The organism is Microbacterium sp. MPR-TSA4 (assembly GCF_058792815.1).
The window spans coordinates 1-20,302 of sequence record NZ_JBXAFF010000024.1 but is presented as its reverse complement, the minus strand read 5'-3'; the positions used below and the strand labels follow the sequence as shown (position 1 = coordinate 20,302).

The 20,302-nt window shown below is 72.5% G+C and carries 19 protein-coding genes and 1 pseudogene; 16 read left to right on the top strand and 4 right to left on the bottom strand.

The window, feature by feature from the left end; all coding sequences use genetic code 11:
* Positions 1 to 87: 87 nt before the first annotated feature.
* Positions 88 to 1,323 carry a glycosyltransferase gene (locus AC1Q49_RS10900; protein ID WP_205283439.1) on the top strand — a complete coding sequence of 412 codons (1,236 nt, stop codon included), beginning with the start codon at positions 88 to 90 and terminating at the stop codon, positions 1,321 to 1,323.
* Positions 1,320 to 3,560 carry a right-handed parallel beta-helix repeat-containing protein gene (locus tag AC1Q49_RS10895; RefSeq protein WP_492492124.1) on the top strand — a complete coding sequence of 747 codons (2,241 nt, stop codon included), beginning with the start codon at positions 1,320 to 1,322 and terminating at the stop codon, positions 3,558 to 3,560. Before AC1Q49_RS10900 ends, AC1Q49_RS10895 begins: the two co-directional genes overlap by 4 nt.
* Here the strand turns inward: AC1Q49_RS10895 and AC1Q49_RS10890 are convergent.
* Positions 3,557 to 4,033 (bottom strand): VanZ family protein, encoded by a 477-nt coding sequence (locus AC1Q49_RS10890; RefSeq protein WP_492492122.1) that lies wholly within the window; start codon positions 4,031 to 4,033, stop codon positions 3,557 to 3,559. The two genes, AC1Q49_RS10895 and AC1Q49_RS10890, sit on opposite strands and share 4 nt — an antisense overlap.
* Positions 4,034 to 4,168: 135 nt before the next feature.
* On the opposite strand from AC1Q49_RS10890, the gene AC1Q49_RS10885 reads away from it, so the two are divergent.
* The 5 genes from AC1Q49_RS10885 to glmM all read left to right on the top strand — a co-directional run bounded on the left by AC1Q49_RS10885 (position 4,169) and on the right by glmM (position 9,645).
* Positions 4,169 to 5,866 carry a sensor histidine kinase gene (locus AC1Q49_RS10885; protein WP_492492162.1) on the top strand — a complete coding sequence of 566 codons (1,698 nt, stop codon included), beginning with the start codon at positions 4,169 to 4,171 and terminating at the stop codon, positions 5,864 to 5,866.
* Positions 5,867 to 6,012: 146 nt separating this feature from the next.
* Positions 6,013 to 6,951, top strand: coding sequence for a UTP--glucose-1-phosphate uridylyltransferase (locus tag AC1Q49_RS10880; protein WP_060960311.1), 939 nt, complete (start codon positions 6,013 to 6,015; stop codon positions 6,949 to 6,951).
* Between the two features lie 372 nt (positions 6,952 to 7,323).
* Positions 7,324 to 7,770: a 50S ribosomal protein L13 gene (gene rplM, locus AC1Q49_RS10875; RefSeq protein WP_060960312.1), complete on the top strand. Its 447-nt coding sequence runs from the start codon at positions 7,324 to 7,326 to the stop codon at positions 7,768 to 7,770.
* 27 nt (positions 7,771 to 7,797) lie between these two features.
* Positions 7,798 to 8,295 carry a 30S ribosomal protein S9 gene (rpsI, locus tag AC1Q49_RS10870; RefSeq protein WP_005050408.1) on the top strand — a complete coding sequence of 166 codons (498 nt, stop codon included), beginning with the start codon at positions 7,798 to 7,800 and terminating at the stop codon, positions 8,293 to 8,295.
* 6 nt (positions 8,296 to 8,301) lie between these two features.
* Positions 8,302 to 9,645 carry a phosphoglucosamine mutase gene (gene glmM / locus AC1Q49_RS10865; protein ID WP_060960314.1) on the top strand — a complete coding sequence of 448 codons (1,344 nt, stop codon included), beginning with the start codon at positions 8,302 to 8,304 and terminating at the stop codon, positions 9,643 to 9,645.
* 275 nt (positions 9,646 to 9,920) lie between these two features.
* Here the strand turns inward: glmM and AC1Q49_RS10860 are convergent, their stop codons facing one another.
* On the bottom strand, positions 9,921 to 10,862 hold the full coding sequence (locus AC1Q49_RS10860; RefSeq protein WP_492492118.1) for a Ppx/GppA phosphatase family protein: 942 nt from the start codon (positions 10,860 to 10,862) through the stop codon (positions 9,921 to 9,923).
* Positions 10,863 to 10,962: 100 nt separating this feature from the next.
* On the opposite strand from AC1Q49_RS10860, the gene coaA reads away from it, so the two are divergent.
* The 9 genes from coaA (at position 10,963) to AC1Q49_RS10815 (ending at position 18,830) form a co-directional block, all read left to right on the top strand.
* Entirely contained in the window at positions 10,963 to 11,910 is a 948-nt protein-coding gene (coaA, locus tag AC1Q49_RS10855) for a type I pantothenate kinase (protein ID WP_060960316.1), read from the top strand.
* A gap of 60 nt (positions 11,911 to 11,970) precedes the next feature.
* The gene (gene glmS / locus AC1Q49_RS10850) at positions 11,971 to 13,821 is read left to right on the top strand and encodes a glutamine--fructose-6-phosphate transaminase (isomerizing) (RefSeq protein ID WP_101307271.1); all 1,851 of its coding nucleotides are present in this window, start codon (positions 11,971 to 11,973) and stop codon (positions 13,819 to 13,821) included.
* Positions 13,822 to 14,057: 236 nt separating this feature from the next.
* Positions 14,058 to 14,453 (top strand): holo-ACP synthase, encoded by a 396-nt coding sequence (locus tag AC1Q49_RS10845; protein ID WP_205283434.1) that lies wholly within the window; start codon positions 14,058 to 14,060, stop codon positions 14,451 to 14,453.
* The gene (gene alr, locus AC1Q49_RS10840; RefSeq protein ID WP_492492115.1) at positions 14,450 to 15,574 is read left to right on the top strand and encodes an alanine racemase; all 1,125 of its coding nucleotides are present in this window, start codon (positions 14,450 to 14,452) and stop codon (positions 15,572 to 15,574) included. The genes AC1Q49_RS10845 and alr overlap by 4 nt, the downstream gene beginning before the upstream one ends.
* Positions 15,571 to 16,074 carry a tRNA (adenosine(37)-N6)-threonylcarbamoyltransferase complex ATPase subunit type 1 TsaE gene (tsaE, locus tag AC1Q49_RS10835; protein ID WP_492492113.1) on the top strand — a complete coding sequence of 168 codons (504 nt, stop codon included), beginning with the start codon at positions 15,571 to 15,573 and terminating at the stop codon, positions 16,072 to 16,074. Before alr ends, tsaE begins: the two co-directional genes overlap by 4 nt.
* A gap of 44 nt (positions 16,075 to 16,118) precedes the next feature.
* Entirely contained in the window at positions 16,119 to 16,811 is a 693-nt protein-coding gene (gene tsaB, locus AC1Q49_RS10830; protein ID WP_492492111.1) for a tRNA (adenosine(37)-N6)-threonylcarbamoyltransferase complex dimerization subunit type 1 TsaB, read from the top strand.
* Complete coding sequence (rimI, locus tag AC1Q49_RS10825; RefSeq protein ID WP_101306839.1) at positions 16,808 to 17,317, top strand: ribosomal protein S18-alanine N-acetyltransferase; 510 nt, start codon at positions 16,808 to 16,810, stop codon at positions 17,315 to 17,317. The genes tsaB and rimI overlap by 4 nt, the downstream gene beginning before the upstream one ends.
* Positions 17,314 to 18,369 carry a tRNA (adenosine(37)-N6)-threonylcarbamoyltransferase complex transferase subunit TsaD gene (gene tsaD / locus AC1Q49_RS10820; protein ID WP_492492108.1) on the top strand — a complete coding sequence of 352 codons (1,056 nt, stop codon included), beginning with the start codon at positions 17,314 to 17,316 and terminating at the stop codon, positions 18,367 to 18,369. Before rimI ends, tsaD begins: the two co-directional genes overlap by 4 nt.
* On the top strand, positions 18,366 to 18,830 hold the full coding sequence (locus AC1Q49_RS10815) for a hypothetical protein (RefSeq protein WP_492492106.1): 465 nt from the start codon (positions 18,366 to 18,368) through the stop codon (positions 18,828 to 18,830). The genes tsaD and AC1Q49_RS10815 overlap by 4 nt, the downstream gene beginning before the upstream one ends.
* Before the next feature lie 16 nt (positions 18,831 to 18,846).
* Here the strand turns inward: AC1Q49_RS10815 and AC1Q49_RS10810 are convergent, their stop codons facing one another.
* Positions 18,847 to 20,043 (bottom strand): THUMP-like domain-containing protein, encoded by a 1,197-nt coding sequence (locus AC1Q49_RS10810; RefSeq protein ID WP_492492104.1) that lies wholly within the window; start codon positions 20,041 to 20,043, stop codon positions 18,847 to 18,849.
* Between the two features lie 23 nt (positions 20,044 to 20,066).
* Positions 20,067 to 20,302, bottom strand: a pseudogene (locus AC1Q49_RS10805) (plasmid partitioning protein); the annotation flags it as partial.

Here is a 20,302-nt window from a genome sequence, read left to right as displayed (position 1 = left end):
TGCTGCCTGCGCGCGTGCGTGCGTGCGCGAACACGCCGTAGATATGCTGTGCACGATGTGGGGACCCCCCGAAGCCCCGGAGGATCGATGGAACTGCTGACTCAGCATGCGCTCTGGATGCTGCCCTTCGGCGTGCTCGGGTTGATCTCCTGGTCGTTCTGGATCCTCCGCAAGGTGCTCGCGATGATGACGCGACCGGTCGTCAACGACTATCGCACCACCGTCACCGTCGTCGTGCCGTCGTACCACGAAGACCCCGACGTCCTCATCCGCTGCCTGCACACCTGGCATCGCCAGGGGCCCTCGCGGATCATCATCGTGCTCGACGTCGCCGACCTGGAGGCGAAGGCCAGGATCGACGCCCTGGCCCTCCGCGGCGTCGAGGCGGTGCTGTTCCACCACCACGGCAAGAGATCGGCCCTCGGTCACGGGATGCGGATGGTCGACACCGAGCTCGTCATCTTCGTCGACAGCGACACGGCGTGGGAGGAGGGGATGCTGGACGCGATCCAGATGCCCTTCATCGACCCCGCGGTCGGCGCCGTCAGCACGCGGCAGAACGTCTACCGCCCGCGGTCGAGCGTGTGGCGGCGGGTCGCCGACTGGATCATCGACCTCCGCTACTACGACTACGTTCCGGCCATGGCGCGCTACGGGGGCGTGATCTGCGCGTCCGGCCGCACGGCGGCGTATCGAGCGGCCGTGATCGTCCCACAGGTCGAGCAGCTCGAGCACGAGGTCTTCTTCGGCCGCGAGTGCGTCGCCGGCGACGACGGGCGGATGACCTGGCTGGTGCTCTCGCAGGGCTTCCGCGTCACCCACCAGGACAATGCGCGCGCCCTCTCGATGTTCCCCTCCACCTTCCGCGCCTTCGTGAAGCAGCGGGTGCGGTGGAGCAGGAACTCCTACCGCTGCTACCTCACGGCCATCGGGAAAGGATGGGTGTTCCGCACGCCCTTCATCTCTCAGCTGACGATGATGCAGATCCTGATGACGCCGTTCACGATGGGAGTGGCGGTCGCCTACATCATCCTCTCGATCCGCTCGCCCCAACCCGCCCTCGCCCTCCTCCTGGCGTTCGTGTGGGTCGTCATCGGTCGCGGCATCCGCGGCGTCTCGCACCTCTGGCGTCGCCCCGAGGACATCGTGGTCCTGCCGCTCGTGGCCGCCGTCACGATCCTCATCGCCCTGCCGATCAAGGTCTATGCCCTGTTCACGATGAACAAGCAGGGCTGGCTCACCCGCTCCGCCACGCAGCAGGGCGGCGAGGGGCAGTCCGAGGCGAGTCTGGACGGCCCTCCGGCGGCGACGGCCGCGTCATGAGCGCGCCCGACGGCTTCACCCGCGAAGAGCGCGGCGACACCACGCTCACGCGCCACGTGCTCGGGCGGGTGGTCGTGGTGTCGGCGATCGCCGTCTTCGTCCTCCTCATCGTCTTCGTCGGCCCCCTCATCCACCAGAAGGGGTACCCGTGGGATCAGGCGTCGCCGACGGCCGCGCCCGTGCCGACGCTTCCTCCGGGAACCGCCACCGCCGTGGCGACGGCGATGAGCGGCCTCGCCGCGCAGGTCACCGCCGGCACGTACGCGCCGCCCGTCGCCCCCGATCCCGCCGTCGCCGTCGCCCGCGAGGACGGACGCCTCGCGGGGCTGAGCCGCGTCGCGCCGGGCGACCCGGCGGCGCTCTCGACGTTCGGCACCGTCGTGCTCGCGGCCCGCGACGCGCCCTACGGACTGAGCGACCTCGTGGATGCCGGCGCCGCCGCCCCCGACGGCGAGAACACGTGGGCCCTCACGCGCAACGTCGTCGTCCGTGCCGGTGCCACCCTCTCCCTCGTGCAGCCCGGTGCGACGCTGCGGTTGCACAGCGGGTCGGACGGCTTCGTCAGCATCGTCGCCTGGGGCGGGTCGCTCGACCTGCACGGGGGCGCCGATGCGCCGCTCACGATCACGGGGTGGGATGCCGAGGCCGGCGCCCCCGACGACGCCACCGACGATGGGCGTGCCTACCTCCGCGTGCGCGACGGGGTGCTGACGATGTCCGACGTGCACGTGGACCACCTCGGGTTCTGGAGCGGACGCACCGGCGGGCTGGCCGTCACCGGCAGCGACACCGGATCGGCGCGGGCCGACCTCGCGCGGGTGTCCAGCGAGGACTCGCACTACGGGCTCTTCCTCTCGGGCGTCGTCGACACCACGGTGACCTCCTTCTCGTCGATCGCCGCCGAGGTCTCCGGCGTGGCCGTCACCGGCCAGTCGCAGCGCGTCGCGCTCTCGGGCGTGGACGTCGACGCGTCCGGCGATGACGGCATCCAGGTGGGCGGCGGCTCCTCGACCGTCGGCATCGGCGACGCGACCGTTTGCGATTCGGGCGAGTACGGCCTGCGCCTGAGCGGACGGGCGCTCGCGACGGGGCCGACGGCCGCCGGCTACGGCACCGACCGCAGCAGCGGGTTCGCCGTCAAGGGAGGAACGTTCGCGGACAACGCCCGCGGCGGACTGCTCCTCGAGGAGGCGGACGGCACGATCCTCACCGGCGTCACGGCCCGCGAGACCGCCGCCGCCGTGCGGGCCAACGGCCCCGCGAAACGCCTCGAGATCGTCGGCTGCGATCTCACCTCCTCGGCGGAGCCCGCCGTCGTCATCGCCGACGGCGTCGTGCCGGCCGTGGTCACCGGCAACGTCCTCCACGGGCAGGGGGCGGCGCTCCGGGTCGCGGCCTCGGTCGCCGACGTGGAGCACAACGACATCACCGTCGGGCTCGGGAACGCGGTCGCCGTCGTGGGGGAGGGCCGTGTCACCGTCGCGAAGAACGTCCTCGGCGGCATCGGTCAGGATGCCGTCGCGACCTCGGACGGTGCCGCCCCGACCGTCCAGGGCAACGACACGCGCACGTGGGAGTTCCGTTCCGACTTCGTCACGTGGCTCAACGCCCACCCCATGGCGTGGATGTGGCTGTCGGTGCTCGTCATCCCCCTGGTCGGCGTGCCGCTGCTGTGGCGTCGGCGCGTGCGGCACCGGCAGCTCCGACGCCTGCTGGAGCAGGCGATCGTGCAGTACGGCCAGCAGCGGATCGCGGCCTACGGCGTCGATGAGACGGTGACATCGACGGAGGAGCCCGCAGCCGCGCCGGCGACGGCGCCGGCATCGGCCGAGCCTGCGGTCACCCCCGAGGCGCCCGCCGAGCCCGCGCCGCAAGGACCTCGGACGCCGCCGCCCGCGCGGCCGCACCCGGCGCGACCGGCCACGAGCGCGCGCGCCTCCGCCTCCGCCTCCGCCTCCGCACCGTCACCGGGCATCGCGGCGGACGCCGGCGCCGCATCCGGCGCGCCGGTATCGCGTCCCCGCTCGCTCGCCGATCTGCGCACCGGCGCGCTCGCCGACCGCGACTTCGACTCGATGCGACAGTTCGCCGTGGCCGCCGTGCTCGAGGCGGGCTATCCGCTGTCGACCATCTCGCGGATGTTCCGCGTCCCCGCGTGGCGCCTGCAGACGTGGCTCGAGGAAGCGGTCGAGGAGGCCTCGCGCCCTCCGGAGCCCGGCGTCCGCCCGCGTCGCTAGCCGCGCGGCGGCTCGGGAGCGTCCGCGGGCGGCCGCGTGCGTGCACGCGCGAGCCGCTCGGCGAGGGCGGCCAGCAGCATCCCCGCGCACGCACCCGCCGTGTTCGCCACGACGTCGAGCACGCTCGGCGTGCGGGCGGCGAGCGCGACCGCCTGGCCGGTCTCGATGACGACCGTCGTGAGGAACGCGATCGGCAGCACCATCCAGCGCCGGCGTCGCAGGATCACGGTCAGCAGGAACCCCAGCGGGACGAACATGACGATGTTCGCCACGAACTCGATCCGCGCGGAGGTCAGCGCGGGAAACAGCGCCGTCACCGCCCGCAGGAAGGGGCGCGCGCCAGAGTCGACGGGCACAGGCCAGAACGCGACGAGCGCCAGGGCGACCGCGTAGACCGACAGCCAGGCGAGGGGATCCCTCACGCGCGCCGCCCACCGGGTGCGGCGGTGTGCCGGAGCGGGCTCGTCCGTCATGTCAGGCTCCTCGAATCGGGGCCGCTCCGGTGCGACGGAATAGACGCTGGATTATAAGGAACTTCCTCTCCCCATCATGTAGACGAATGGCTACACTGACTACTACTTGGGGGTAGGAATGTTGGGGTGCACCTGATGGCCCGCGGTGGGTCGCGCACGATCAACGTCGTGTCAGCGTACTGGGATGCGGCGGGAAGCGGTCGTTTCTTCACGCGCTGGAGCGCCATCGTGTCGCTGCCGATCGCGACGCTCCTGCTCGTCCCGGTCGTCGACGGCCGTCCGGACGGTTACGGCCAGGGCGTCGCGGCCGCCGCGATGGCATGGACCCTGCTGGCACTGCCCGTCCTCGCCGTCGCCGCAGCCGAACGCCGCATGCGCGATCACCGTGCGCGCGGCATCCTCGTCACGACGACCCTCGTCGCCGTCGCCCTCGTCCGTCCGGTCCTGAACGAGATGCTCGTGGGCATCGTCTTCCACGGCCACTCGAACGGCGTGTGGCTCGCCCGCACGGGCACCAACCTCGTCGTCGCGTTCGGCCTCTTCTCCCTGATCGCGATCATCACGACCGAGTACTCCCAGACGCGGGCCACGGTCGACCGGCTCGCGCACGCCCTCGGTCGACTGGATGCCGCGAGCCAGCAGGTCCTGAACGACGAGCGGGATGCGCGACTGGTCGTGCGCGGCATGGTCGCCGAGCTGCGCACCGAACGCGACGCGATGCTCGCCGGCACCGTCGACTTCGACGCCGTCCGAGACTTCTCCGAGCAGGTGCGCACCGCCAGCCACCGCCTCGAGGAGCTGGCTGCGGCCAGCCCTCCGGTGCCTGCGCTGTGGACGCCGCGGCCGCTGTCGGCCGCGCGCCGCCGTGGCGTGGAGCGGCTGCAGCCCACGCCGCTGCTGTGGGTCGGCGTCCTCTACCTCTTCATGTGCGCGCCGTTCCTGGTCACGCTGCCCGACGTCGTGGGTGTGCTCGCCGCGGCCGTCGCGGTCGTGCTCGTCGACCTCGCCGCCGGCGCCGTGCTGCGCGCGCTGCCGACGGCTGCGCCGCGCACCCGCGGCATCGCCTTCCTGCTGGTCTGGATCCTCGCCGGCGCCGCCACGACCGCCGTCGGACACCTGCTGCTGCCCGACACGGGCGCCATCATGCTGATCCCGCTGGTCGCGATGCCGCTCGCCGCGACCGTCCTGGCGCTCGCCATCGACACGCGCCGGCGCGCACGCGAGGAGGCGGCGCGCTCCACCGTCGAGCTCGCCCGCGCCGCGGGGGAGTTCGCCGACCGCACCCGCCGCGCGCAGCTGCCGCTGCTCCAGGCGGCATCCACCCTGCACGGACGGGTGCAGGGGCGGTGCGTGATCTTCGCGGCACACGTCGACGAGAACGCCCCGACGGCGCGGGAGATCGCGCGCTTCCGCTCCGAGACGGATCGCGCCCTCGACGAGGTCATCGCCCCGGTGCGCGCCGCCGAGATCGAGTCGGGCGGCGAGCTGCGACGCATGCTGGCGGGCTGGGAGCCCATCATGCATCTCGACACCCGCATCGACGACGGTGCCGTCGCTGCCGTCGAACGCTCCGAGGCGGCACCGATCGTCACCGAGGTCGTCAACGAGGCCCTCGTCAACGCGGTCAAGCACTCCGGTGCGCGCGCGGCGCGCATCGAGATCACGACAGGCGCCGACGGCGTGCTGCACGTGCGTGTCGCGTCCTCCGGCGCGCTGCCGCGCGCCGTCATGCCGATGCGCCCGTTCGCGGGCCGCACGCTCCTGTATCAGGAGGGCGACGACGTCGTGCTCGAGTCGATGATCCCGGCTCCGGCGCTCGCGGCGCACGCCTGAGTCCGCCCTCGTCGGCCACGTCCGCGCTCGTCATCGAGCCGTCGCATCCCCGTCACAGACGATGTGACGTCGTTCGCTATGCTCGCGATACGCGCGCGTCCCCGGACGCCTCGGAGCACACCCCCCTACGCCCCGCAGGAGATCGCATGTCCCCCCGTTACAAAGCCGTCATCCCCGCCGCCGGTCTCGGCACGAGGTTCCTTCCCGCCACCAAGGCGATGCCGAAGGAGATGCTCCCCGTCGTCGACAAGCCGGCCATCCAGTACGTCGTCGAGGAGGCGGTCGCCGCCGGCATCCGCGACGTGCTGATCATCGTCGGCCGCAACAAGAACAACATCGCCAACCACTTCGACTCGGTTCCCGAGCTCGAGACGGCGCTGACGACGAAGGGCGACACGGCCAAGCTCGGCAAGGTCGCCCACTCCTCGCAGCTCGCCGACATCCACATCACGCGCCAGGGCGAGCCGCGCGGCCTCGGTCACGCCGTCTCCCGCGCCGCCTCGTACGTCGGCGACTGCTCCTTCGTCGTCATGCTCGGCGACGACCTGATCGACGAGCGCGACCCGCTGCTGCCGACCATGCTCGCGGTGCACGAGCGCACCGGCGGAGCGGTCGTCGCCCTGATGGAGGTCGACCCCGAACAGGTGCACCTCTACGGCGTGGCCACCGTCGGCGACCGCGACCCCGACGGCTCGTACCGGGTGCTCGATCTGGTCGAGAAGCCGTCCCGCGAGGAGGCGCCGTCGAACCTCGCGGTGATCGGCCGGTACGTGCTCGGCCCCGAGGTCTTCGGCGTGCTCGCGCACACCGCTCCCGGCAAGGGCGGCGAGATCCAGCTCACCGACGCCCTCCGCGAGCTCGCGGCCGACCCCGAGGGCCCCGGCGTCTACGGCGTCGTCTTCAGCGGTCGCCGGTACGACACGGGCGACCGGGTCGACTACATCAAGGCGATCCTGCAGCTGGCCGTGGACCGCGACGACCTCGGACCCGAGCTACGACCCTGGATCAAGCAGTTCGCAGCGGGCCTCGCGGCGACGGATGTTTCTCCGGCCGGGGCTACGGTGCAGAGCCCCTCCGCCCGGTAGGCTGGTTACCGATAAACGCGGCGCCGTCACCGGCGTCCGCTGAAGATCCCTCAGCCCCCGGTAGTGTCCCCACACGACCGGTTGGCGGTCGCCGACCCCCCGCGTGCGGCCGCCGCGACCGAGGGGCCCGGAGTATCCCTTCGGCCCCTCGGTCGCCCTTTTTCTCACGGCGCCCGTCGTACGTCCGGTTTTGCCGCGGCATCCGCATGGCGTAGACTCTCCCTTTGGTGCTCGCGCTGCCTGCGGCCGGCACCGCGAACGTGAGCCCTCCACTGGCGTGTTCCCCTGCATCGTGCACCGTCACCGCGCAGCGAACCACCCCGGAGCGGGATTCACGAACCTCTCCGTTCGAATCAAGAAAGCAGCACTACTGTGACGCGCACCTACACCCCCAAGGCCGGTGAAGTGACCCGTGAGTGGGTCGTCATCGACGCGACCGACGTCGTCCTCGGACGCCTCGCCTCGCACGCCGCCGCCATCCTCCGCGGCAAGCACAAGCCCACCTTCGCGAACCACATCGACACCGGTGACTTCGTCATCGTCGTCAACGCCGAGAAGGTCGCCCTCACGGGTCAGAAGCTCCAGAAGAAGATGGCCTACCGCCACTCGGGCTACCCGGGCGGCCTCACGGCCACCTCGTACGCCGAGCTCCTCGAGAAGAACCCGGTCCGCGCCGTCGAGAAGGCGATCCGCGGCATGCTCCCCAAGAACAGCCTGGGCCGCCAGCAGCTGTCGAAGCTGAAGGTCTACGTGGGCGCCGAGCACCCGCACGCGGCCCAGCAGCCCACCCCGTACACCTTCGGCCAGGTCGCCCAGTAAGCGCGCCGAGAGACATAAGGACAACTCATGGCGAAGATCGCTGACTCCATCGAAGAGAACACCCTCGACAACGCGGAGAGCTACACCACCGAGAGCGCCCCGGTCGAGGCCGCTGCCGCGCCCCGCCCGGTGCTGTCGGTTCCCGGTGCCGCCGTCGGCCGCCGCAAGCAGGCCATCGCGCGCGTCCGCCTCATCCCGGGCTCCGGCACCATCACGGTGAACGGTCGCACCCTCGAGGACTACTTCCCCAACAAGCTGCACCAGCAGCTCATCAACGACCCGTTCACGGTCCTCGACCTCGCCGGTGGCTACGACGTCATCGCGCGCATCTCCGGTGGTGGCCCCTCGGGCCAGGCCGGCGCTCTGCGCCTGGGCATCGCCCGTGCGCTCAACGAGATCGACGCCGAGAACAACCGCCCGACCCTGAAGAAGGCCGGCTTCCTCTCGCGCGACGCTCGCGTCAAGGAGCGCAAGAAGGCCGGTCTCAAGAAGGCCCGCAAGGCTCCGCAGTACTCGAAGCGCTAAAGCTTCATGGCGCTGTTCGGGACGGACGGTGTGCGGGGCCTGGCCAATGGCCCCCTCACCGCCGACCTCGCGCTCACCCTGGCCCAGGCGACTGCCGTCGTCCTGGGCCAGGGCCGTATCGCCGAGGCGCGCAAGGCCGCGGGAAAGCGGCTCACCGCCGTCATCGCGCGTGATCCCCGCGTGTCGGGCCAGTTCCTGTCCGCGGCGGTCGAGGCGGGTCTCGCCTCCTCCGGCGTCGACGTGCTCGATGCGGGAACGCTGCCCACGCCGGCCGCGGCCTACCTCATCGGCGACATCGACGCCGATTTCGGGGTCATGATCTCGGCATCCCACAATCCGGCGCCCGACAACGGCATCAAGATCTTCGCGCGCGGCGGCGTCAAGCTCCCCGATCAGGTCGAGCGGCGCATCGAAGAGGCGATGTCGGGCGAGAAGCTGCGCCCGACCGGCGGCGACGTCGGTCGTGTGGTGCGCTTCTCGGATGCCGAGGACCGCTACGCGATCCACCTGCTCGCCTCCCTTCCCCACCGCCTCGACGGCCTGCACGTCGTGCTCGACTGCGCGCACGGCGCGGCATCCGGGGTCTCGCCCGAGACGTTCCGCAACGCCGGGGCGAAGGTCACCGTCATCGGCGCGGACCCCGACGGCATCAACATCAACGACGGCTACGGCTCGACGCACATGGAGCGTCTCGCCGCGGAGGTCGTGCGCACCGGCGCCGACGTCGGCATCGCCCACGACGGCGACGCCGACCGCTGCCTCGCGGTGGATGCCGACGGCACCCTGGTGGACGGCGACCAGATCATGGCGATCCTCGCCGTGGCGATGAAGCGCGACGGGCGGCTGAAGAACGACACGCTCGTCGCGACCGTCATGAGCAACCTCGGACTGCACCGCGCGATGGCCGCACAGGGCATCGCCGTCGAGCAGACGGCCGTCGGCGACCGCTACGTCCTGGAGCGGATGAACGAGGGCGGCTACTCGCTCGGCGGCGAGCAGAGCGGGCACGTCATCATGAGCCGCTACGCGACCACCGGCGACGGGGTGCTGACGGGCCTGCACCTGTGCGCCGAGATGGCCCGCACGGGCCGGTCTCTCGCCGAGCTCGCCGCGGTGATGACCGTGTTCCCGCAGGTGCTCATCAACGTGCGCGGCGTCGAGCGCTCGCGCGCGACCGATGCGGACGTCCTGGCGGGCGTGCAGGTCGCCGAAGCGGCCCTCGGCGACAGCGGACGGGTGCTGATCCGCCCCTCCGGCACCGAGCAGATGGTGCGGGTGATGGTCGAAGCAGCCTCGCAGGAGGACGCCCAGCGCATCGCCGACGAGCTCGCGGACATCGTCCGCGGCTGAACGCCGTGGGCGCCGCACGTTAAGCGTCTGTTAAACGTCGCCGCAGCAGTGGCGCCGTGATCGGCGGCGACTCTACCCTGGGCGTGCACTCACATGCCCATTCCCCGCGCCCTGACCCGACAGGGACGGGGTGCGACGGGTTTGACGACTGGGGTGCGCGACCCCTCCGTCGATGTCCCCCCGCATCCCCCAGACGGAGGGGTCGCTCCCCCTCCTGACCCGGGGATGCCGCGCGCGGACGGCCGGGGAAGCTCCCGACCGGTCGATGCGCGGCGTCAGGCCGGTTCCTGCCAGCTCAGCGACTCGATGTACCGCAGCAGCACGCCCTCACGCAGGGCCCACGGGCTCACCTCGAGCTCGTCGACGTCCAGTGCGGTCATCGCGGTGTGCAGCACGACGGCCGCCGCGACGATCTGGAACGTGCGATCGGCGGTGATGCCGGGCAGCTCCTGCCGAGCGGATGCCGGGATGCGCGCGAGCCGCGGGATCCACGAGCCCAGCGCGCCGCGCGGCAGCAGCATCCGCTCGCTGCCGCTCCAGCCGGGGGCGGGATAGCCCGCGAGCTTGGCGAGGGAGCGGATCGCCTTGGACGATCCGACCACGTGATTCGGCCGCGGCTGGCCGGACATGAGCTCGGCGACGGGCGCCAGGACGCCGCGCGCGTGGTCGCGCAGCACCTCGACGGCATCCTCCCCGGGCGGGTCGTGCGGCAGGAACTCCACCGTCGACCTGCCGGCTCCCAGCGGCACGGAGGCGGCGACGTCCGGCAGTTCGTCGGCGCCCGAGGCCACCTCGAGCGATCCGCCGCCGATGTCGAAGAGCAGGATCTGGCCGGCCGACCAGCCGAACCAGCGACGCACGGCGAGGAAGGTGAAACGGGCCTCGGACTCGCCGCCGAGCACCTGCAGCTCCTGCCCGAGCGCCGCCTCGATCCGGGCGATCACGTCGGCACCGTTGGTGGCCTCGCGCACGGCGCTCGTCGCGGTGGCGAGCAGCTCGACGACGTTCTCGGCCTGGGCGACCGCGCGCGCCTGGGTGACGGCATCCACCAGCGCCGTCACGCCCGTCTCGCTGATCGATCCGTCGGGCTCGAGGTAGCGCATCAGGCGCAGCACCGTGCGTTGGCTCGTGGTGGCCTGGGGGCGTCCTCCGGGGTGGACATCGGCGACGAGCAGGTGGACGGTGTTCGAGCCGATGTCGAGGACTCCGAGACGCATGCGTTCAGCGTATCCACAGATGGGTTCCGCGCCGTCACAGCCGACGCGGGCCCGGCATCCCCTCGCGGGGCGGAGCCGCCGCATGGATAGAGTAGGCCCGATGTCCACCGAAGACGAGACGACTGCCATCGACTCGCTGTACCGCGAGATCGACCGTTCCGAGTGGGCCCGGCTGGCGGCCGGCATCCCCACCCCCCTCAGTGAGACCGAGGTCGTGCAGTTGCGCGGCATCGGCGACCGGTTGGACCTCGCCGAGGTGCGCGAGGTGTACCTCCCGCTCAGCCGACTGCTGAGCACCTACGCCGAGAACACCAAGCGGCTGGGCGCCGAGACCGCGGCGTTCCTGGGCGAGCCCGACTCGACGACGCCGTTCGTGGTCGCCGTCGCCGGCTCGGTGGCCGTGGGCAAGTCGACCATCGCGCGGCTGCTGCGCGAGCTGATGAGCCGCTGGCCCGGCACGCCGCGCGTCGAGCTGGTCACGACGGACGGCTTCCTCTACTCCAACGCCGAGCTCGAGCGGCGCGGGCTGATGGCCCGTAAGGGGTTCCCCGAGTCGTACGACCGGCGCGCCCTCGTCAGCTTCCTCACCGAGGTCAAGTCGGGTGCGGCGGAGGTGCGGGCGCCGTTCTACTCCCACGTGCGGTACGACATCGTCCCGGACGCCCACGTCACCGTCCGCCGCCCGGACGTCGTGATCGTCGAGGGCCTGAACGTGCTCTCGCCGCCCCCGACGCCGAACGACGTCGCCGTCAGCGACCTGTTCGACTTCTCGATCTACGTGGATGCCGACGAGGCCGACATCGCGCAGTGGTACGTCGACCGGTTCCTGGCCCTGCGGCGCGGCGCCTTCAGCAACCCCCACTCGTTCTTCAAGGTGTTCGCGGAGCTCTCCGACGAGGAGGCGGTGACCACGGCGCTCGGCTACTGGAACGACATCAACCTGCCGAACCTCCGCGAGAACGTCGCGCCCACGCGGCATCGGGCGACCCTCGTGCTGAAGAAGGCGGCGGCGCACGCCGTCGAGTCGGTGCGGCTGCGCAAACTCTGAGCACAATCTCACGGCGTTTGTGAGGGATCCGCGCAAATACCCGGACCTAGCATGGACCCCATGTGTGGAATCGTCGGATACGTGGGCCCGCGCGACAGCCAGGCCATCCTCCTGTCCGGGCTCGCCCGCCTCGAGTACCGCGGCTACGACTCCGCCGGCATCGCCGTGATCGACGGTCAGGGCGATCTCGACATGCGCAAGCGCGCCGGCAAGCTCCAGGTGCTGCGCGACGACCTCGCGGCCCACCCCATGCCCGACGGCACCACCGGCATCGGCCACACCCGCTGGGCGACCCACGGCGGCCCGACCGACGCGAACGCGCATCCGCACCTGGCCGACGACGACAAGCTCGCCGTCATCCACAACGGCATCATCGAGAACTTCTCCGAGCTCAAGGCCGAGCTGCTCAGCGAGGGCTTCACGTTCCGCTCCGAGACCGACACGGAGGTCGCGGCGGTCCTCCTCGGCCGCGAGTACCAGGCCTCGGGCGACCTCGTCGCCGCGTTCCGCACGGTCGTCGCGCGCCTGGAGGGGGCGTTCACCCTGCTCGCGATGCACCGCGACCAGCCGGGACTCGTCGTCGGCGCCCGCCGCAACTCGCCGCTGGTCATCGGCCTCGGCGACGGGGAGAACTTCCTCGGATCCGACGTCGCGGCCTTCGTGGAGCACACCCGCAACGCCCTCGCGATCGGGCAGGACGAGATCGTGGCGATCACCCCCGCCGGCGTCGAGGTGACCGACTTCGCCGGCGCGCCCGTCGAGGTGGAGCCCTTCGAGGTCGTCTGGGACGCCTCCGCCGCGGAGAAGGGCGGCTGGTCGTCGTTCATGGCCAAGGAGGTCTCCGAGGAGCCCGAGGCCGTCGCGAACACCATCCGCGGGCGCCTCCACGACGCCGCCGTGACCATCCCCGAGCTGGACGGCATGGACGAGCTGTTCACCGGCATCCGTCGCATCGTCGTCATCGCGTGCGGCACCGCCGCGTACGCGGGCCAGACCGGCAAGTACGCGCTCGAGCAGTGGACGCGCATCCCCGTCGACGTCGAGCTCGCGCACGAGTTCCGCTACCGCGATCCGGTGATCGGCGAGGACACCCTCGTCGTCTCGATCAGCCAGTCCGGCGAGACGATGGACACGCTCATGGCGGTCAAGTATGCGCGCGAGCACGGCGCGAAGACGCTGTCGATCTGCAACACGCAGGGCGCGACGATTCCGCGCGAGTCGGATGCCGTGATCTACACGCACGCCGGACCCGAGGTGGCCGTGGCATCCACCAAGGCCTTCGTCGCCCAGATCACCGCGCTGTACCTGCTCGCGCTGCACGTCGCGCGCGTGCGCGGCACCATCTCGCACGCCGAGCAGGCGCTGCACGTGCGCGAGCTGGAGGCCGTCCCCGGCAAGATCCAGCGCGTGCTCGACGAGGAGCAGGCGCACATCGAGCAGTTCTCGCGCTGGATGGCCGACACGCAGTCGGTGCTCTTCCTCGGCCGTCACGTCGGTTACCCGATCGCCCTCGAGGGTGCGCTGAAGCTCAAGGAGATCAGCTACATCCACGCCGAGGGCTTCGCCGCCGGCGAGCTCAAGCACGGCCCGATCGCGCTCATCGAGCCCGGCCAGCCCGTGTTCGTCATCGTGCCGTCGCCGCGCGAGTCGGCCGAGCTGCACAAGAAGGTGGTCTCCAACATCCAGGAGATCCGCGCTCGCGGCGCCCGCGTGATCGTCGTCGCCGAAGAGGGGGATGCCGCGGTGCTCCCGTTCGCCGACGAGGTGCTGCGCATCCCGCTCGCCGGGCCCCTGTTCGAGCCGCTGCTGGCCGTCGTGCCGCTGCACGTGTTCGCGATGGGCCTCGCCACGGCGAAGGGCCTGGACGTCGACCAGCCGCGCAACCTCGCGAAGTCCGTCACGGTCGAGTAACCCGCGCGCCTCGCGCCGCACCGCGAGACGCATCTTGCGTGCCGAGAAACCACTCCGTGGCGGGTTTCTCGGCGCGGGAGTGGTTTCTCGGGAGCGCGAGCGCGGGCAGGCCGGCCGCGGCGATCGGGATGCGGCGCCAGTAGGCTGGCGGGGGCGCGGGCGACGCGGCGTCGACCACAACGCCGCCGAGCAGAACAGGTCGACCACAACGCCGCCGAGCAGAACAGGGGGATGCCGTGATCATCGGAATCGGCGTCGACCTCGTCGACATCCCGCGTTTCGAGCGGTCGCTGGAGCGCACGCCGCGACTGCGCGAGCGCCTCTTCGCGCCCGCGGAGCGTCGCCTGAAGCCGCACTCGCTCGCCGCGCGCTACGCGGCGAAGGAGGCGCTGATCAAGGCGCTCGGCGGCTCGGACGGCGTGCACTGGACCGACATCGAGGTCGCGAGCGAGCCCTCGGGACGCCCCGTCTTCGCGCTCAGCGGCGACACCGCCGCGACGGTCGCCGCCCGCGGCATCGGCATGATCCACCTCTCGCTCAGCCATGACGCCGGACTGGCCGCGGCCTACGTCGTCGCCGAGTCCGCGGTGGGCGGCGGGCCGATCATCCGCGACATCGAGGGGGACGCGTGAGCCGACTTCCGGAGGGCGTGCTGCGCGAAGCGCTCATCGACACGTCCGCGATCAGCGCGAACGTGCGTCATCTGCGACAGCTGACGGCATCCGAGGTCATCGCCGTCGTCAAGGCCGACGGGTACGGGCACGGCGCGGTCCGCTCGGCCCGTGCGGCCCTCGACGGCGGCGCGCGGCGGATCGGCGTCTCGGACATCGACGAGGCGCTCGCGCTGCGACGCGCCGGCATCGACGCCCCGATCCTGGCGTGGCTGCACGCCCCCGGAGCCCGTTTCGCCGAGGCCGCCGGCCGCGGTGTCGAGCTGGGCGTGTCGAGCCTCGACCAGCTGCAGGCCGCCGCGGCCGCGGCATCCGGCGACCGTCCCGTCGGCGTGCACCTCAAGCTCGAGACGGGCCTCGGCCGCAACGGTCTGGCTCCGGCCGCCTACGCCACCGCCTTCGCGGAGGCCGCACGGCTCGAGCGCATCGGGCGGCTGCGCGTCATCGGGATCTTCAGCCACCTCTCCAACGCGTCGGCCGACGACGACCGTGCCGCGATCGGGCGGTTCACCGACGCGCTCGCGCTCGCGGCATCCCACGGCCTCGCCCCGCAGCTGCGACACATCGCCGCCTCGCACGCGGCGATCGCCCTTCCGCAGTCGCGCTTCGGCTGTGTGCGGCTCGGCGTGTCGATCTACGGGCTGTCGCCGTTCCCCGAGCGCACATCGGCAGACCTGGGCCTTCGTCCCGCGATGACGCTGCGCGCGGCCGTCGCCGCCGTCCGCCGGGTGCCGGCCGGGCAGGGCGTCTCGTACGGATACCGTCACCGCACCGCGCAGGAGTCCACGCTGGCGCTCGTGCCGGCGGGGTACGCCGACGGGGTCCCCCGCGCCGCCTCGGGCGGGGCGGCCGTGCGCATCGGCGGCGAGGTGTTCCCCGTCGCGGGCCGGATCGCGATGGACCAGTTCGTCGTCGACGTCGGCGATCATCCGGTCGCGGTCGGCGATGAGGTGGTGCTGTTCGGCGACCCGACCCTCGGCGCCCCGCCGGTGGAGGCGTGGGCGGATGCCGCGGGCACCATCAACTACGAGATCGTGACGCGCATCGGCCCGCGCGTGCCGCGGCGGGAGGGGAGCGCATGAGCGGACTGGACGGATTCCTCGGCGAGCGCGAGGTCGCATCGCCCGCGGACATGGAGGACCTCGGACGCTGCTTCGGAGCGGCCCTGCGCGCGGGAGACCTGGTCGTGCTGACGGGGCCGCTGGGGGCGGGCAAGACCACCCTCACCCGCGGCATCGCCGCGTCCCTCGGGGTGCGCGGACGCGTGCAGAGTCCGACGTTCGTCATCGCGCGGACCCATCCGTCGCTGGGCGACGGCCCCGCCCTCGTCCACGTGGACGCGTATCGTCTCGGCACCGACGGCGAGCTCGACGACCTCGACATCGACTTCGAGAACGCCGTGGTCATCGCCGAGTGGGCGGCGCCCTTCGCGGATGCCGTGGCGGATCGCTGGTGGGAGGTCGAGATCGACCGCGGCTGGAGCGGCACCGGGGTGGACAACGCCTGCGGCACGGCCGGCCCCCACGCGGCCGCGATGGAGGACGCCGCCCCGCGCCTCGTCCGCATCACCCGCCACGGCTGAGCCGTCCTGCCCGCCGGCGCGCGCACCCCGACTACCCTGGAACGATGATCCTCGGTATCGACACCTCGCTCGGCACCGCCGTCGGCATCGTCGATCCCGACGGGGCCGTGCGGGCGGAGAGCGCGAGCGCGAACCCGCTCGGCCATGCCGAGGTCATCGGCGACCTGCTGCGGCAGGCGCTCGTCGAGGCCGAACGCGGTCCGCTCGGTCAGACCGGCGTGAGCGAGCCGGTCGTGCTCACCCACGTCGCGGTGGGCATGGGTCCGGGACCCTTCACGGGGCTGCGGGTCGGCATCGCCGCGGCGCGGGCCTTCGCCCTGGCCCGGGAGCTGCCGGTGGTCGCCGTGCCCAGCCACGACGCCGCCGCTCTCGAGATCCTTCTGGCCATCGCCCTGGTCGACCCGTTCGCCGAGCCGGAGCGGTTCGCCGTCGTCACGGACGCACGCCGGCGCGAGGTCGCGTACTCGGTGTACGAGGGGGTGGATGCCGACGGCATCCCGATCCGCACCGACGGCCCCGCCCTCAGCCCCCGCGCCGACATCGACGACCTCCTCGCCCGCACCGGTGCGGTGCGACACGACGTCGCGGCGGTCAGCGCGCCCGTGCTCGCCGTGCTCGCGGCGCGCGCGGTGGCCGCCGGGCGGACCCTCGCCGGTCCCGAGCCGCTGTATCTGCGCGCTCCCGACGTCACCCTCCCGCGCAGCGCCGCCGCCCGTCCGCCGGGGGCGGCCGGATGAGCCTGCGACCCGCGGCGGCCGACGACCTGCCCGCCATCATGGAGCTGGAGCGCGCCTCGTTCCCGACCGACGCGTGGAGCGCGGCGATGATGCGCGAGGAGCTCGCGTCGCCGCACGCGCGCTACCTCGTCGACGTCGAGGGCGGCCGGCTCGTCGGCTACGGCGGGGTGCGCGCCGTCGCGCGCGCGGCCGACGCCGACATCCAGACGATCGCGATCGCCGCGGCATCCCGTGGACGGGGCCGGGGACGCCTGCTGCTGCGCGCCCTGCTCGACGCGGCGCGCGAGCGCGGCGCCCGCGAGGTGTTCCTCGAGGTGCGCGCCGACAACCCGACGGCGTCCGCGCTGTACCTCTCGGAGGGCTTCATCGAGATCGCCCGCCGTCCCCGCTACTACCAGCCCGACGACGTGGACGCCGTCGTCATGAAGCTCGACCTCGTGGGGTGGGCCGCCGCCCGCACCGCGGCGGCGGGCGCCACCTCGACGGATGCGGGAGCGTGCTCGTGACGGCCACCGAACCCCTCGTCCTCGGCATCGAGACGAGCTGCGACGAGACCGGCATCGGCATCGTGCGCGGCCGCACCCTGTTGAGCAACACGATCGCGAGCTCCATGGACGAGCACGCCCGCTACGGCGGCGTCGTGCCGGAGGTCGCCGCCCGCGCCCACCTGGAGGCGCTGCAGCCCGCGATCGACGCCGCGGTCGCGGAGGCGGGGATCGCTCTGTCCGACCTCGACGCGGTCGCCGTCACGAGCGGACCGGGCCTGGCCGGCGCGCTCATGGTCGGCATCGGCGCGGCGAAGGCGCTCGCCGTCGGGCTGGACAAGCCCCTGTACGCCGTCAACCACCTCGTGGGCCACATCGCCGCCGACCTGTTGACCGGCGACGACGTGGAGTACCCGACGATCGCGCTCCTCGTCAGCGGCGGTCACACCTCTCTGCTGCTCGTGCGCGACCTCGTGTCGGACGTCGAGCTGCTCGGCGAGACGCTGGACGACGCGGCGGGGGAGGCCTTCGACAAGATCGCGCGCATCCTCGGGCTGCCCTATCCCGGCGGCCCGGAGACCGATCGCGCCGCGGCCACCGGAGACCCGGCGGCGATCCGGTTCCCGCGGGGGCTGTCGCGTGCGTCGGACATGGCTGCGCACCGCTACGACTTCTCGTTCTCCGGGTTGAAGACGGCCGTCGCGCGATGGGTCGAGCAAGCCGAGGCCGACGGGCGGGCACCCGAGGTGTCCGACGTCGCCGCCTCGTTCCGCGAAGCGGTCGTCGACGTGCTCGTCACGAAGGCGCTCGACGCGTGCGCGCGTCACGACGTGCCGCGGCTGCTCCTCGGCGGCGGGGTCATCGCGAACCGGCGCCTGCGCGAGGTCGCGCTGACGCGCGCGGCGGAGGCCGGCGTCGCGGTGCGCATCCCGCCGCTCAGCCTGTGCACCGACAACGGAGCGATGATCGCCGCGCTGGCTGCAGAGCTCATCGCTCACGGACGCCCGGCCTCGCACCTCGGCTTCGGTGCGGACTCGACCCTGCCCGTGACCGAGATCCAGGTGGCCGGATGAGCGACGAGCGTACCCCCGCACCTCCGCCCGAGCCGCGCGTCGAGGCGCCCTCCGACGACGTGGCGCCCGCGGCGACCGCGGCGCTCCCCGGTGAGCACCGGGGCGGCTTCCAGCGCGAGTTCACCCAGCCCGTGCCGCTGGCGACGCCCGTGGTCGCGGGGGAGGGGGAGTCGAACTGGATGCCCGAGCCCGAGGTGCGCTGGGCGCCGCCGCCCGAGGTCCTGCCGCGCAGCGCCCCGTGGGCGCTCACCTTCGCCGTGCTGGGCCTCATCGTCTCGATGCTCGTGGGCTGGGGCTTCCTCATCGGCCTCGTCGGCGCGGTGCTGGCGATCGTGGCGATTCGCCGGCCGTGGGAGAGTCGCGCCGTCGCGGTGTGGGCACTCTGTCTGAGCCTGCTCTCGCTCGCCTACAGCGCGGGATGGCTGTGGTGGGCTTCCACCCAGGGGCCTCTGTTCGGCTGACGGCGCCGCCGTGGGGTCACACCCGGTCGGCGAGCACCGCCACCCGTGACGTCCCCGCGCGGGTGAGGATGAGGGTGGCCGTGCCGTGGCCGCGCAGCTTCAGTTTCGTGCGGAGTGCGGCCGGATCGACGTCGACGCCCCGCTTCTTGATCTCGAGCGTGCCGATCTCGCGCTCGCGCAGTGCGCGGGCGAGCGCCTTGACATCGGTCGGCAGCTGCTCGCGGACGCGGAAGGTCTGCACGAAGGGGCTCGTGGCCTCGGCATCCGAGGTGAGATAGGCGATGCCCGGGGCGAGCATGCCGGCGTCGAGCCGGCGCGCGACCTCCCCGATGAGCCGGGCACGGATGACGGCGCCCTCGGGCTCGTGGATGAATCTGCCGAGCGGGCGCACTTCGGCGTCGGGCGCGTCCGCGTCGGCCGTCAGCTCGGAGGCGGCGCCCGCGCGGAGGACGAGGGCGGCCCGCCGCACCCCCGGGCGGGCCAGCGCGCCCGTCCAGAGGACGAGCTCGATCGTCGACCCGTCGACGCTGATCCACTGGGCCTCCACTCCGGCGGGATCGTCCGGGATGAGGGCGCGGTCGAAGGCGGGCCCGAGTTTGATGCCCGCGGGCATCCGCGCGGCCAGCGGGAACACCCACTCCAGCGACGGCGACCAGTCGGCCGCGCCGAGCCGGGCGGTCTCGACGTGTCCCGCCGTGCGCCGAGCGGGATCGAGCCAGACGGCGTCGATGCCGTCGAGCGGCACATCCTCGGCACGGGCGTGGCGCACCGTCGCCGCGTCGCCGAACGGTGCCAGGTTGTAGGCGGCGAGGGCGGCGGTGGTCTCGTCGGCGTCGACGGCCAGCACCTCCAGCCCGATGCCGGCCAGGGCGAGCGCGTCGCCGCCGATGCCGCATCCGAGGTCTGCCACGCGCCGTACGCCCGCATCGCGGAAGCGGCCGGCGTGACGGGCGGCGATCGACAGCCGCGTCGCCTGCTCCAGCCCCGCCCTCGTGAACAGCATGCGGTCGGCGAACTCGCCGAACTTGGCGCGGGCGCGGGTACGCAGCCGCGCCTGGCCGACGGCGGCCGAGACCAGCTCGGGCGACAGCCCCGCGGCGCGCAGCCGTGAGACCGTGCGGGCGACGTCGTCGGCGGAATCGATCGCGCCGAGCTCGTCGACCAGCCGCAGACCGTCGGCGGTCAGCAGGGCGGTGAGCTCGGCGCGTTCCATCCGGCCAGCCTATGCGGGTCGGCTCAGCAGCCGGCCACCTTGGTCCACCGCGTCGCCGACACCTGCTGCAGGCTCGTCACGGTCGCATCCCCCTGTCCCAGGTAGTCGAGGCTCCCGACCGCGTAGTACGGGTTGTAGGGGTTGGTGCCGTAGCTCGTGGCGCGGCCCGCCGCCTTGTGGTCCGCGTTGGACGCGGTCACACAGCCCGCCGGCGCGGTCGGCGTCGGCGTGGGCGTGGAGGTGGGGGTGGATGTCGGGG

Bases quoted from the DNA above. Each gene is read 5' to 3' on its own strand.
- AC1Q49_RS10900 (WP_205283439.1), top strand. From the start codon at position 88: ATGGAACTGCTGACTCAGCATGCGCTCTGGATGCTGCCCTTCGGCGTG.
- AC1Q49_RS10895 (WP_492492124.1), top strand. From the start codon at position 1,320: ATGAGCGCGCCCGACGGCTTCACCCGCGAAGAGCGCGGCGACACCACG.
- AC1Q49_RS10890 (WP_492492122.1), bottom strand. From the start codon at position 4,033: ATGACGGACGAGCCCGCTCCGGCACACCGCCGCACCCGGTGGGCGGCG.
- AC1Q49_RS10885 (WP_492492162.1), top strand. From the start codon at position 4,169: ATGGCCCGCGGTGGGTCGCGCACGATCAACGTCGTGTCAGCGTACTGG.
- AC1Q49_RS10880 (WP_060960311.1), top strand. From the start codon at position 6,013: ATGTCCCCCCGTTACAAAGCCGTCATCCCCGCCGCCGGTCTCGGCACG.
- rpsI (WP_005050408.1), top strand. From the start codon at position 7,798: ATGGCGAAGATCGCTGACTCCATCGAAGAGAACACCCTCGACAACGCG.
- glmM (WP_060960314.1), top strand. From the start codon at position 8,302: ATGGCGCTGTTCGGGACGGACGGTGTGCGGGGCCTGGCCAATGGCCCC.
- AC1Q49_RS10860 (WP_492492118.1), bottom strand. From the start codon at position 10,862: ATGCGTCTCGGAGTCCTCGACATCGGCTCGAACACCGTCCACCTGCTC.
- coaA (WP_060960316.1), top strand. From the start codon at position 10,963: ATGTCCACCGAAGACGAGACGACTGCCATCGACTCGCTGTACCGCGAG.
- glmS (WP_101307271.1), top strand. From the start codon at position 11,971: ATGTGTGGAATCGTCGGATACGTGGGCCCGCGCGACAGCCAGGCCATC.
- tsaE (WP_492492113.1), top strand. From the start codon at position 15,571: ATGAGCGGACTGGACGGATTCCTCGGCGAGCGCGAGGTCGCATCGCCC.
- tsaB (WP_492492111.1), top strand. From the start codon at position 16,119: ATGATCCTCGGTATCGACACCTCGCTCGGCACCGCCGTCGGCATCGTC.
- rimI (WP_101306839.1), top strand. From the start codon at position 16,808: ATGAGCCTGCGACCCGCGGCGGCCGACGACCTGCCCGCCATCATGGAG.
- AC1Q49_RS10815 (WP_492492106.1), top strand. From the start codon at position 18,366: ATGAGCGACGAGCGTACCCCCGCACCTCCGCCCGAGCCGCGCGTCGAG.
- AC1Q49_RS10810 (WP_492492104.1), bottom strand. From the start codon at position 20,043: ATGGAACGCGCCGAGCTCACCGCCCTGCTGACCGCCGACGGTCTGCGG.